The sequence below is a fragment of the Clostridioides sp. LIBA-6622 genome, from assembly GCF_056716095.1.
Map to the genome: position 1 here is coordinate 1 of NZ_CP197001.1, position 12,904 is coordinate 12,904.

Genomic DNA, 12,904 nt, shown 5'->3' on the forward strand with positions numbered 1-12,904 from the left:
ATGGGGAAGATTAAAGAACAAAAAACTAATGTCTTAATGAAATCTAATAAGTTCATAATGGCTAAATATGATTTACAAACTATAGAAAATAGATTGTTTGTTAGGCTATTATATGAATTTCAAAAAAATAAAAATTTGGAAGTAACAATATCTATTGAAGAAATTAGAGAACTTATGAAAAATCCTAACTATACAACACCTCAAGCAATAAGTAAAATATTTACTAAATTAAGAACAGGGACTATTTATATTAAGAGTGATAAAAATTGGGGAGAATGTAGTTTTATATATTATTGGCTATATAACGAAGATGAAAGAACTTTTACTGTAAGGACATCTAATGAATTACTTGATTTAATCGAAAACTATATTCAAGTAGGTTATACTCCAATAAACCTACAAATATTTTTTAGTTTAAGGAATTCATATGCTCAACGTTTTTATGATTTACTTAGATTATGGACAATGACAAAAAGTACAATTACATATAACTTGGAGACATTAAAAGAATTGTTATTACTAGAAAATAAATATCCATTGTATGCTGACTTTAAAAGACGAGTTATTGTTCCAGCAGTAGAAGAACTCAATTCAACAAATTATTTTGACATTGAATTTATAGAAAATAAGAAGGGTAGAAAAGTAGATTCAATAACTTTTATTGTAAAAGATTTTGATGATAGGAGGTATTTTTCTAAAAAAGAGAATACAGTTTCTTTAGATACTAAACAAAATAAAACTAATAAAAAAATTAGTGAGATTCCTAGACAGAAAACTAAATTTCATAATTTCAATGAAACATTTACTAAGTATACTACTGATGAATTAGATGACATAATTGCTAAAAGTCAAAAGGAAAAGTTTAAATAATTTTATTTTTGACTTACTAAAAAAATAATAAGAATTTTATGCCCCAAAACCTAATAAATTTATGGGGGCATAAAAATCTCATAGTAACATTTTTACACCACAAAAAAAATTCTTAAGTTCTTAATATTTTTGAGATGTACTTATTAATGTTTTAGATTCATTACCAGCTGTAATGGTTGCAACGCCTCTATATGTATGACCTTTTGTTACAGAGTAAGAATTTGTAACAGAACAAGTTTTTCCTCCAGTTTTCTTTGAAGATGTTTTTAAATCTACCCAACGCCCAGATTTTAATTCTTGTAATTTTGTTATAATAGATGTTTTTGTTACTCCAGATTTTCCAACAACAGAAGCACTTATATTTACCTGTCCATTAGAAAATGATATATTACATCTGCCATTCAATATATTCACAGAAAAAGGGATTACCTCTTCTTGACCATCTTCCATAAAAATAACATCAGATGAATTAAATTTATCAGCAAAACTAACAATATTCAGCGACATTATCATAATTAACGAACATACAAGTATTGATATTATGTTTTTTATTCTCATTAAAAAACCTCCTCATAAAATTATATATATTCAATATAACAATCAAAGAATGTTTTTTTAGACAAAATTTTACTTAATATTTTCTGCAATTTTAATAAATTCTAATTTATCTTTTCTAGTAATTTTTTTTGTAGGTAATTCTTTAGATAACATATAGATATTATTTTTATCATTCCATAATAATTGCTGAGTATTTTCTTTTTCAACATACTGTGCATAATGGTTATTAAATTTTATATTTTCAACAAATGCATCCTCTGTATCCAATACTACAACATCTCTAGCATATGGCATCATTTGATAAATTATGTAATTATCTGATTTATCTTTGTATGATATTAATAGATAATTTTCTTCTTCAATTCTTTCAACTTCTTTATATCCAGTAGAAATATACTTAGGTTCTATATATTTGAACGATACATTTGATTTATGAGGGTTTATAAAATTATAATCTGTAAATTCTTTGTATACCTTCTTCATTATTCTCATTAAGCTTTCAGGAAAAGCTTCTGTTTTTATAGTAGTTATAGTGACTATACTTGATAAGATTATTATAAAAATAATAGCAATTCTTTTAAAATTTTTATAAGAATTCTTTTTTACTTTTTTTTCATTTTCTTTTATAAGTTTATCCATTTTGCTTTCAAATTCTATAGAAAAGTCATGGTCAATATCTTCATCACAAGGTAATTCATACAACATTTTTTCTTCTATTTTTGGAAGCTGTTCATATAATAATTTTTCTATATCTAATTTATCTTTATTCATTTGACAATGCCTCCATTTCACTTAAAATTTTTTTTAATTTTTCTAATGCTCTTTTATTTTTCTTATACAAATTAACCTCTTTTATATTCAATATCTTAGAAATCTCTTTAGTAGAAAAACCATGACTATACTTTAATAGGATTACTTGCAAATCTGTTTCAGATAGTTTCTTTAAAGCCTCTCCTAAGTGGCTGTAATTACCTAATTTTTCAATCGATAAATCTAAAGAATTAAATTTATAACTCTCATCATTAATATCACTTATTTCCTCTTTCTTTCTCTTATTATATATATTTATTGAAATTCTCTTTACTATAATAACAACGAATCCTTTAGTTTTTGGACTGTTTACATCATTTATTTTATCAAGATTATCAATTATTTTTAGAAAGGCATTGTGAACTGCATCTTCTGATAATGCTTCATCTTTCAAAATTTGATTAGCAACATAAAACATTAGTTTCTTGTATTTAATATATATATCTTCAAATTTATTCCTTTCTTCTTCTGAATTTATAATAGTCAAATATAACAACATAAGTTAATCTCCCTCACAACATATATTCTTTATAAATAAAATTATATAGAATTTAAAGAATTGTAGATATATATGTCTAAAAATAATTTTTATATTTGTTATATCTTTAAATAAAATAAATTGGAGGATATTTATTATGAAAAAATTAAAATCGAAAGCAATAATATCAATACTATCACTATTATTGATATTAAGTTACACAATGCCAACTTATGCAAGTACATATTCTTTTGAACAAAATAAGAAAGAGTTAAATGAAGTACTTGAAGAAGTTTATAAAGAAAGAAGTTTAGGAACTGTTTCTAAAGAAAAAATAGATAAATTAGAAGAAATTCTTAACAGGTTTAATGTATCTCCTGAGGAAATAAATACTACAGGAGAAATGCAAACATTTGGATTTAACCAGTGGACAGACTTAGGAAAGGGTTGGAAAATGACAGTACATAGACCTCATGGAAGTGATGCAACTAAATACCATACACATGTTAAAAAAGGAGGAGTAGAGGCTAAAGAAGCTCTTGATGGAACGTCTACTCATGGAAAAGGTAATACTATGAATAACAAAGGTGTTCCTAAAGATATTCAAAGCAAAGTAAGAAATCATAAAGATGTTAAGAAAGCTAGAGAGGAAGAAGCAAAAGCTAAACAAGCTAAGCGTAAAATGAATTCACAAGGATTAAAATTAAAAATTCGTGATGATTTAATTATCGCAATAAGTATATTCGTTTCAATTGTTGGAGTAACTTTATTTGCACTTACAGAATATGCTTCATGGTTAGCTGTATTATTAATATTATAAAAGGAGATATAGTTAATGGAAAAACCAAATATATATTTAGTTGGAGAATTTAGAATGAAAGACTTCGAAATTTTCAAGCTTATGCAAACAGAGGACTGTTTAAATGAATCATTAGGCTTTTATGTAATCGAAGATTGCAAAAGAAAGGCAGAACTAAGAGATTATCCATACTTAATTGATGTTTATAAAGATAATCCTAATGAATTTGATGCAGGAATAAATTTAATCAAAGTTCATTTTATTTCAGAAAAAGATTTTGATATAGAAGAAAAAGAAGTACTTGAACACGTTGGAGTAAGCTTAGTAGAATTTAAAAATAATACTAGTACTTTATTCTATATACATAAAAACAAAGATATAAAAAGATTTTTGAACATGTATGATGAAAATCCATTTAAATTATATAATGAGTTGTTACAAGTTACAGAATTAAAGCCTAATGTCCTAAATTTTAAAATTAGTTCTTTAAGTAATTTATATCAAGAGCAAATATAAATCTAAATAATTTCAGAAGGAAATGATTAAAAATGGAAGATAAAAATATGTATTTAAAAGTTAATTTAATATTAATAGTATTAGGTTTTATAATATTATTTTTTAATAATGATTTAGCATTATCATTGAAAGCACGATACTTAGCTGATAAAGGCTTTGGAAACATAATTGAAAATCAAATATTTAAAAACTATTCTTATATGTTTTTAATAATAGGCGGAATATTATTTTCCAAGGGAGTTCATAATTTAACTAGACCTGATATAATCAAATTAATTTCAAATAAAAAATAATAATATATAAACACAAGGATGAGAACAATAAATCATATATAATAAATATATTTCTTAAGTACAATAATTAGGTTGTGATATAGTGTACTTGTAATGATATAATAAATACAAGAAGAACTATATTCTATTAGTTTTAGAATAAACTTTCTTTAATATCTTTTGAACTTAAATATTAATAGTTCAATATCAAAGTCACTCTTATGGGCATTCGAGTGGCTTTTTAACTTTTTCTTTATATTAAATAACTTATTTATAAAATAGACTATCATGCTTGTAACTAGACTAGATAAGATACCTAATAAAAATATATCCATACTTTTTCACCTCCTATCATATAGAGGTTTTTTTACTTTATTTTATAAAATATAGATTTCATCTTCTTGTTATAAATAATTATAACATAGTCAACATTTTAATTTTATTACAATATATCTAACTATGTCCAACACAAATTTAAACATTTGATAGTTATATTTTTTATGTAAGGAATTATCAAGTCATTACTTTCTGTCAGTTCTGAATTTATTAAAAATAATATTAGGTTATAATATTATTTTTAATAACAGACGTTGCACATCTGTTATAATTGTATGGGGGTGTAATATGGATAAAGATAAATTTAACGAATTAGACATATTAAAGCAAATAGAATATATAAATAAACAATTAGAAAACAATGAAACATTGACCTGCATATGTAAAAATATAGGAATCGGAAGAAGTACAATAAGAGATAGATTTAAAAAGGCTAATCACAGTTATTCCAAAAACTTGAACAAGTATATACACGAATGTACAACAGAGGTATTACAAGAGCGAAGTATAAAAAATAACATAAATATTACAACTGATATACAAAAAGAAAAAAATAACATTAGTAATAAAAATGTTGTAAAGTTAGATCCAATAAAAGAAGTAATTAATAAATCAGACAAGGAAATAAAAAATAATTTGCTAGATATAGTTGCGAACTATAATGTATTAAAGGAAATCATAGAATTGCACAAATGTAATACATCTGTTATAAAACAACAGATAGTAATAGATTTAGAGAACTCTGAGAGTAAACTTACTACTGTAAGAGTAAATAGTAAAGAATTAGAGTTATTTAATAAATTCTGTGATGATAATAAACAATTCAAAAAGATAGATTTAATAAGCCAAGCACTAAAAGAATTTAGAGAAAAATATAGATAAAGTTCAATATATCAAACTAATTTCCAAAATTATAATAATAAATTAAAAATAGTACTAACTTAAATTTCTTAAGTTAGTACTATTTCCTAGACGTCAATTTTAGAATTAGTTAAAATAATCTAATAATAAATAGTATTTTATATTTATTTTATTCAATATCTAATCTTATAGTTATCCATTTAGTAACTACCTACTATTAGTAAATTATATTTCTAGTATAAATATCTATACATCAAATATAATTGCAATATAAGTACAATTAAGCTTATAATAATATACTTTTTAGAAGGTTTTTTTAATAAATTAGTAACTATAACAAATATAAAAATTAGGTTCATAAAAATAAAACTTAAGTTAATATTTTTATAATAATAAAATAAACTTGATATAAAAGATAAAACAAATATTATAATTAGTTTTAGTTTTAGACTCATAGTTTTAAATTCTCCAAACAATTTTTTAAATAACTCCATAATGAGTTACAGTTGTTTCATATGAACTCCAACTTCTATCTGAATATATAGCTAAATCATATTTACGGAAATTTTTATTAGTAGTTTTATAATATATAGTTTCTTTAAATGAACAGAAACCTGCAACCCCTAATATTCCTCCAACGCCCCCTACAATAGCAGATGCTGGTAACGAACACATTGTTGCTATTATACCTGCTATAACAGCTTTGCTTTCTGTTCCTACGAAATTGTATTTAAATTTGTGCGTTCCCATCTTAGTCCATGTACTTTTGGTTTGAATTGCACCTGAATTAGGAACAAGTTCAGTTTCCTCTTGAGCAGTACTCATATACTTGCCATTTAAGTATACTTCATTAGATTTTGAATTGAATGCTACAATTTCTGATTTATTTCCTCCCTTAATTTCTATTGTATGTAAATCACCTGAAAATTTATGATTAAATGTATATTCCTGATTATCAATAATAACCTTTTCTGTAAAATCTTTTTCAGAATTTTTATAAAAGTCTTTTTCCTCCATGTAAGAAGATTTTGTATTTGCTATGTTTTTACTACTATCTGCAAATGCTGTTAACCCAGATAATCCTGTTGATACTATTATAGTTGCCAAAGCAACTGACGAAATTTTTTTTAAGTTCATTGTTAAATTCTCCTCTCATATTACAAAATAGTTATAGTTTTCATTCTCTTTAAGTAAATTTACAAATATATTTGTAAGAAGTCTAAGTACAATTAAAAGTAATTGCTTTATCTCATTTCAGATACCTCCTAAATATTTTTATTTATATATATAACATTTAGAAAATCCATTTTTGGACATTTGTATGTAATTTTTTAAAAAAATTTTCGTCAGTAGTTCTAAAAAACACTAAATTAACTATACAGTTTGAAAAAAATACTACTACTATTGAATATTTACAGATGCTTTTGATAATATGATATATATATTTAACTTAGATATGATTGAAAAAGGTGCATTGGAATACTTAATTAAAAATCTATAACAAATATTAATAGTTTACTAAACCATATTGCTTATATATAAGTAATAGCAATGCTATGGACAAAAAACACCTATCGGTGACACCTAAAAGTATGTATGATAACACTCAAAATACACATACGAGGACACTCAAATAGAGTATATATTATAAAAAATAATTATAGAAAACAATTTACACATAAAGGTAATTTAAAAATCAAAATACCCTTATGCGTATTATTTTTTTAGTCTATTTCTCTAGCTTTTTTCCATTCTTCATAATCACATAATTGATAAATGTATGGTTGTATTGGTATTGTTTTAACTTGATTGTTTACTATAATATCTTTTGATTTACTTTTTCCACGTGACATTTTTATGTATTTTGAAGCATGCAATTCTTCTAATATTTTTGATATAGGTTTATCAGTATGTAATCCTATTGTAGATGCTAAATATTTTTGTGCTACAGGAGAGGGCTTACCATTTCTTAATATCCAGCATAAAGTTAAATAGACTTTTATAGCATTAGAATTAAATGCACTTATAAGTCCTTCCAACATCTCTATGTTTACTGTTACAAAGCCATCATGACCTTCTTTATCAAGATATTGTATTTTATAACATGCTCCATTATTTTTAGTTAAATCTACAGTTAGTATATTACAATCAGCTTTTAACATTTTAGATATATTTCTTTGAATTGTTCTTTTGGATTTGTTTGTTAGATTTGAAATTCTATCATAACCTCCAGCTGTTAACTTATTCTTATAAAGGTATCTAGTACAATCATTGTTCATGTTGCCTATGTCCTCAGTATTAAAATTACTCTCTAATGTTAGCCCTACAAGTGTATTATAGTCTACATTTTTATCTAACATAATTGTACTTCTTGTTGCAATAGGTAGTTTCTGTTTGTTAGTATTAACTGAATTAAATTCTCTTATCTTAAAATCCTTTGTAAAATCATCATAAACCATATTTTCTAAACTTATAAAAATCACTCCTTTTGTTTTATTGATATTTATTGAACTCTTATAATACCTTCTTTTACTGGTATATTAGTTAATATTTATATATTCCCACCTCCATTTTTAATTTATTGAAATTTGTTTTAGAAAATCTAAGATAGTTTAAACAATATACCATATATAGGTATATTGGCTTGTGTTTCGATTTAAATTTAAACACTTTATATATTTATTTTAGAAAATATATAAATAGATATGTAAGTTTGATATGTTTTGAAACTAACGACATAATAGCATATAAGAAAAACCCTGTCAATAATTTAAAAACTTTTATTATAACACTGTATCTATATGGCGTCAATAATTCGTTTCTAAATTTCACAGGTATAAACATAAAGGGAGATATTTTAAGGCGCCTTAGAATGGCATATACGAGGTCGTTTTTGTTGAAATTTCAATAGATTTCATGAAAATTATGTTGAAATATTATTTTGATTTTTTTATAAATATATTTTATTGTTTTATGTCTACATACAAAAAATTTTTAAGTGTAGAAATTAAAGAACTAGCACAAAATTTTTTATATCAAACAAGTCTAATACCCTATATACCCCCCCTTTTTTTATCATCAAACATTTATATTCAATATTACATACACATAGTTATTATAAAAAAGCAAATATAACGCATTTATTGGGCTTATAAGCCTCTTTTTTTCATTCTAATACATTTATACGTTTTCAGACATCAAACCTTTAAAAACACTAATTAAATTGATATTTTACCTAACATATAACTATACATACAATCAATGATTCTAAAATATGGAAACAAAACTCTTTATTATTTGATTTTCATTATCATTTATGTTTTTAATATCTACAAGGAATAATTTTATTAATAAAAATGGAAAAAGTTTCAATTTAACCATTGACTACTGGGCACCAGTGAAGTATAATCTAAATTATAGAAAGGGGTTGAACACTTTGAGAGAAAAAATTAAAAAGCTCAACGAGTTATTAAAAGAGTTGACAGAAACAACTAATTTAATCGTTGAACTTTTAAAAAAAGCTATTCAGATTACTGGTTTATTAGCAATAATACTTAAAGCAATATCAAGTTTATTCTAATAACCAAAGGGGCTTAGATGCTGTAACATCTAAGTTCCTTGCTTAAATAATAGCATTTTTTCCCTCATAAAACAATATGAAAAAGATGTATATAAAACTTATAACTAATATTATTAAAATAATTATATTGCTGATAATTCTTGTACTTTTATCAGTATACATTTTAAATATTATAAATTAATTTATTTTATAAAAGGAGTGATAGATATGGAGAAAACAAAGCGTAACATAATGATAAATAAGGCAGGTGGGAATAGTGGCAAAAATACAGTCAACTACAAAGTGTCATTACCTGCTCAAATGATTAAAGATTTAGGGGTAACACTAGAAGATAAGAGTGTTCTTTTAAGTTTTGTAGATGGCAAAATAATAATTGAAAAGGATATGGATTAGATATATAAATTAAACCACTCAGCATTTTAAGAGTGGTTTTTTATTTAATACGCTGAAACATAAAAAATCAATATATACTAGTAATATCAACACTTACAACTCTTTTTTGAATGTCAGCGAACTAAGACATAGAATTTTATATTTTATGCCTTAATCCATTATAATATAGTATTTACAATATATACATAATATTAATACTTGTATTTTGTCAGTAATAAGTCAGCAAATATGAAAATATTTATTAATTTTTATTTTTTTAAAATACATATTGACTCGGTGGTATCCACTATATATAATTGATATTGAAAGGAGGTGTTAAACGTGATTACTCCTAATCAAATAAAAGAAATCACAAACATAATAAAAGAGTTTAGACAACTCCTAACTGAATTGGCTAAACTCATCACAGTAATAGGTATTATACTAAAACTCCTAAAATTAGTATAACCTAAAATGTTATAGGAGCAGTCTTGCCACTCTCCTATAACTAAATTATATAGAGTAATCATGTATAAATCAAATGAAATATAAACCATTGATAATTGAATTATTAAAGCTGGTAATATCTATTGCTTGTCTTATTGGAGCTATAGCATTTTTAGTATATCAAGTTAAGTTTTAAGGAGGTGAGAACATGGAACAAGTAAAGCGTAATATAAGCATTAACAAGAGTGGTGGCACAAGTGGTAAAGGTTCGGTCGGTTATAAACTATCTATACCAGCTGGTATGATGAAGGAGTTAGGTATAACTAAAGACAACCGAAGTGTAGTACTAACATGTGCTGATGGGAAAATAATAATTGAAAAAGATAAAGAATGTGATTAAATAGGAATAAACTATAAATATGATTTATCAATACAAAAGCAAAGAATAAGTTTAACAGAAAGATATTTATTCTTAATAATTTATGTGTTGAGTACACATTTTTATATCATAAATTGTGTCTACATACACATAAACTATGTGTTTTGTGATATAATAAAAGCAAGGAAATAGTGATTTATTTTATACAAGAGTAGCTATTTCCATCAAAATTGATTTAAAGAATTACTTTTTTAAACCACTCTTATTGGCGTTTGAGTGGTTTTTTATTTTATCATACATGAAAGCTGATATAACACCAGCTAGTATACTCAATAAAAAATTTATCACCATACTGTTTCACCTCCTTCCATTATGGAATTTGGCGTTTAATATGGAAATAGCCACTCTTACACTTTTCAACCATTATTTTCCTTGCATGAATATTATAACATATAATACAACAATTAAAATCAATGTTCTAACTACATAAAGTATAAGTATCTAATAGTTTTTTTAGGTATTCAACCGCTTATTGTAGATTTTTTATTTAATTCCTTCAATATTTTTTATCATATAAACATATACCCCCTATAGAAAAAATCTAATAGGGGGGTAATCAGATACTACTATTATTCTGTTATTTAATTTTCATATAAAAAATCCTTTTTTAGTCTATAATTTTCTTAAATTAAAGACAATAAATAAGAAAAGCATTTTAAGTGTCAAAAAATTAACAAAACACAACAAAAAATATTTTTTTGTTGTTGAAACCTCTTCTAAAATATGGTATTATCAAAGGAGTAGTAAAATTACTACTATATTCTTTTTTCTTTCAATCCTCTTTTCTTTTTTTATAAGAAAGTGAGGTGATTTAAGTGAATAAAAAACAAAAAGATTTATACGACAAAATTAAATTCTGCGTTGAACTTGTGTGCAAATTTACAGGTTCTATAGTATTATCAAGTATATTTCTAAATGCAATATTAAAATATTTAAACTAAACTAAATTCACTTTTTTTTATTTAAAGACACCTGCCAGTGTCTTTTTTTTTATATTTATTTTATATTTTATTTAGTTCTTGATTTACTCATATATAAAATTATGTTAATATTTCAGAACTATTTTCATTATAAGTTATCATTAACACTTTTTCAAGCTAAATCTTTTTAAAAAGCTATTTATATATATTTCTCTCTCTTAGAAGAGAGAGAAATATATATAATGTCTATACTATGATACCATCATTTTTAAAAAAAGTCAAGTTTTTTTATTTCAATTAATGAGATATTGTTAAAACGTGTTTAAATAGCATTTAAAGGCTTTAAAATGTTACTTTGTACATTTCATTAACTTGGCATATAAAACCTATTAGAATGGCGATTATAAGATATTTTTACTATTTTATACATGGCCTTCCATTAATAATATCTAAATTACTTTTAAATTTGAAATGTTGTTTTATGTTTATTCATCTCTTAAGACCAATTTTACCCAAAATTTTAAAATCTATTTTAGAGAATATTATTTATATATTATACAATTCAATAAAAGTTGTTTAGTTTTTAGTGAAATAAGTTTTATTGTGTAAAATTATTACAAACACTAATGTTCAAAATATCTACTTAGTATTTCCAATGTTTTGTGATGATTTGCTTTTGAAAATTTTTTTTGCTATTCTAATAAGAATAAGATAGTAATTTCAACGCCTTTAAGCACCATAACATCTTAGAATAGAAAGGTGGTGGAGATTATAGATATAATTATAAATTACATAACTACAGTGGCATTAAGTCTAATATCAAGTTTAATTTATAGCAAAATAGAAAACCATTCTAAGCTCGCAACTAAGAATGGTTTAAAAAATAGATAATAAAAACACTCTGAAAAATGAATTACTATCTTTTATTAACTTTATGAGGGTTAGATTTTAATATAAAAATCTAATCCTTTTTAGAGTTCAATTATAACATATGGAGCATGATTCCACCATGATAATACGTACTAATACGTATTAATGCTCTTGTAAATATTGATATTTGTTGGTTTAAAGCAAATAAAAAAATAATTTATTTATTTTAACTTTTATTGGCAATAAAATTAAAGTTTTAATTACATTTAGGGACAAGTCTACAATCATCATATAACGCATTTAATTACTTGTTAAAGGAGTTTCAAACCTCTTGTAAGGTAATTAATCCTTATAAGCGTAAAATTGATTTTAGGAGCCAATTTTGGGGATTTAAGTTTTTGCTTTTAAGTTAAATTTTTTCTTAATTTTCTTGGTTTTAATTATGACAATTTTTAATTTTGTCATTCATCTATATAGTATATCCTTATAAATAGTAATAAACCTATAAATAGTATTTAATAGTATTTAATAGTAGTATTTAGACATAGCTGAAAACTTTGGAAATACTAGACTTTGATAATCTAACTATGACACTTTGATAATCTAACTATGACACTTTGATAATTAACTATGACACTTTGATAATTAACTATGACACTTTGATAATTAACTATGACACTTTGATAATTAACTATGACAACATATAATAATTGACATAATTATGAAAATAATGCTATTGTTTAATTAAATTAAAACTTAATTAGGAGAAGTAATTT

Annotated in this window: 16 protein-coding genes; 10 read left to right on the plus strand and 6 right to left on the minus strand. The window is 23.9% G+C overall.

Annotated elements, in window-relative coordinates:
- On the plus strand, positions 1-870 hold an 870-nt coding region (locus tag ACTG47_RS20510), incomplete at its 5' end, for a replication initiation protein (protein WP_479927247.1).
- 120 nt (positions 871-990) lie between these two features.
- On the opposite strand, the gene ACTG47_RS20515 is transcribed toward ACTG47_RS20510, so the two are convergent.
- The 3 genes from ACTG47_RS20515 to ACTG47_RS20525 form a co-directional block, all read right to left on the minus strand.
- Positions 991-1,428, minus strand: a complete 438-nt coding sequence (locus ACTG47_RS20515) for a hypothetical protein (protein WP_479927248.1) — start codon at positions 1,426-1,428, stop codon at positions 991-993.
- A 69-nt stretch (positions 1,429-1,497) separates the two neighbouring features.
- Positions 1,498-2,199, minus strand: coding sequence for a DUF4367 domain-containing protein (locus ACTG47_RS20520; RefSeq protein WP_479927249.1), 702 nt, complete (start codon positions 2,197-2,199; stop codon positions 1,498-1,500).
- Positions 2,192-2,737, minus strand: a complete 546-nt coding sequence (locus ACTG47_RS20525; protein WP_479927250.1) for an RNA polymerase sigma factor — start codon at positions 2,735-2,737, stop codon at positions 2,192-2,194. Before ACTG47_RS20525 ends, ACTG47_RS20520 begins: the two co-directional genes overlap by 8 nt.
- A gap of 136 nt (positions 2,738-2,873) precedes the next feature.
- Here ACTG47_RS20525 and ACTG47_RS20530 point away from each other — a divergent pair, with 136 nt between their 5' ends.
- The 3 genes from ACTG47_RS20530 to ACTG47_RS20540 are packed head-to-tail and all read left to right on the plus strand — an operon-like array spanning position 2,874 to position 4,324.
- Positions 2,874-3,536, plus strand: a complete 663-nt coding sequence (locus ACTG47_RS20530) for a hypothetical protein (protein WP_479927251.1) — start codon at positions 2,874-2,876, stop codon at positions 3,534-3,536.
- Positions 3,537-3,551: 15 nt separating this feature from the next.
- Positions 3,552-4,031 carry a hypothetical protein gene (locus tag ACTG47_RS20535; protein ID WP_479927252.1) on the plus strand — a complete coding sequence of 160 codons (480 nt, stop codon included), beginning with the start codon at positions 3,552-3,554 and terminating at the stop codon, positions 4,029-4,031.
- Positions 4,032-4,063: 32 nt separating this feature from the next.
- Positions 4,064-4,324, plus strand: coding sequence for a hypothetical protein (locus tag ACTG47_RS20540; RefSeq protein ID WP_479927253.1), 261 nt, complete (start codon positions 4,064-4,066; stop codon positions 4,322-4,324).
- Between the two features lie 149 nt (positions 4,325-4,473).
- On the opposite strand, the gene ACTG47_RS20545 is transcribed toward ACTG47_RS20540, so the two are convergent.
- On the minus strand, positions 4,474-4,638 hold the full coding sequence (locus tag ACTG47_RS20545) for a hypothetical protein (protein WP_479927254.1): 165 nt from the start codon (positions 4,636-4,638) through the stop codon (positions 4,474-4,476).
- 289 nt (positions 4,639-4,927) lie between these two features.
- Between ACTG47_RS20545 and ACTG47_RS20550 the strand changes: the two genes are divergently transcribed.
- A complete protein-coding gene (locus tag ACTG47_RS20550) occupies positions 4,928-5,521 on the plus strand; it encodes a hypothetical protein (RefSeq protein WP_479927255.1) in 594 nt (197 codons plus the stop codon).
- 459 nt (positions 5,522-5,980) lie between these two features.
- On the opposite strand, the gene ACTG47_RS20555 is transcribed toward ACTG47_RS20550, so the two are convergent.
- Both ACTG47_RS20555 and ACTG47_RS20560 read right to left on the minus strand, forming a co-directional pair.
- The gene (locus ACTG47_RS20555; RefSeq protein WP_479927256.1) at positions 5,981-6,637 is read right to left on the minus strand and encodes a hypothetical protein; all 657 of its coding nucleotides are present in this window, start codon (positions 6,635-6,637) and stop codon (positions 5,981-5,983) included.
- Between the two features lie 587 nt (positions 6,638-7,224).
- Positions 7,225-7,959: a hypothetical protein gene (locus ACTG47_RS20560; RefSeq protein ID WP_479927257.1), complete on the minus strand. Its 735-nt coding sequence runs from the start codon at positions 7,957-7,959 to the stop codon at positions 7,225-7,227.
- A gap of 977 nt (positions 7,960-8,936) precedes the next feature.
- On the opposite strand from ACTG47_RS20560, the gene ACTG47_RS20565 reads away from it, so the two are divergent.
- From ACTG47_RS20565 to ACTG47_RS20585, 5 genes are all read left to right on the plus strand, one after another.
- Positions 8,937-9,080 carry a hypothetical protein gene (locus ACTG47_RS20565; RefSeq protein WP_231306401.1) on the plus strand — a complete coding sequence of 48 codons (144 nt, stop codon included), beginning with the start codon at positions 8,937-8,939 and terminating at the stop codon, positions 9,078-9,080.
- Positions 9,081-9,287: 207 nt separating this feature from the next.
- Positions 9,288-9,473, plus strand: a complete 186-nt coding sequence (locus ACTG47_RS20570) for a hypothetical protein (protein ID WP_479927258.1) — start codon at positions 9,288-9,290, stop codon at positions 9,471-9,473.
- A 321-nt stretch (positions 9,474-9,794) separates the two neighbouring features.
- Complete coding sequence (locus ACTG47_RS20575) at positions 9,795-9,920, plus strand: hypothetical protein (protein WP_479927259.1); 126 nt, start codon at positions 9,795-9,797, stop codon at positions 9,918-9,920.
- A 187-nt stretch (positions 9,921-10,107) separates the two neighbouring features.
- The gene (locus ACTG47_RS20580) at positions 10,108-10,299 is read left to right on the plus strand and encodes an AbrB/MazE/SpoVT family DNA-binding domain-containing protein (RefSeq protein WP_479927260.1); all 192 of its coding nucleotides are present in this window, start codon (positions 10,108-10,110) and stop codon (positions 10,297-10,299) included.
- An 854-nt stretch (positions 10,300-11,153) separates the two neighbouring features.
- The gene (locus ACTG47_RS20585) at positions 11,154-11,279 is read left to right on the plus strand and encodes a hypothetical protein (protein ID WP_479927261.1); all 126 of its coding nucleotides are present in this window, start codon (positions 11,154-11,156) and stop codon (positions 11,277-11,279) included.
- The last annotated feature ends 1,625 nt before the right edge of the window (positions 11,280-12,904 follow it).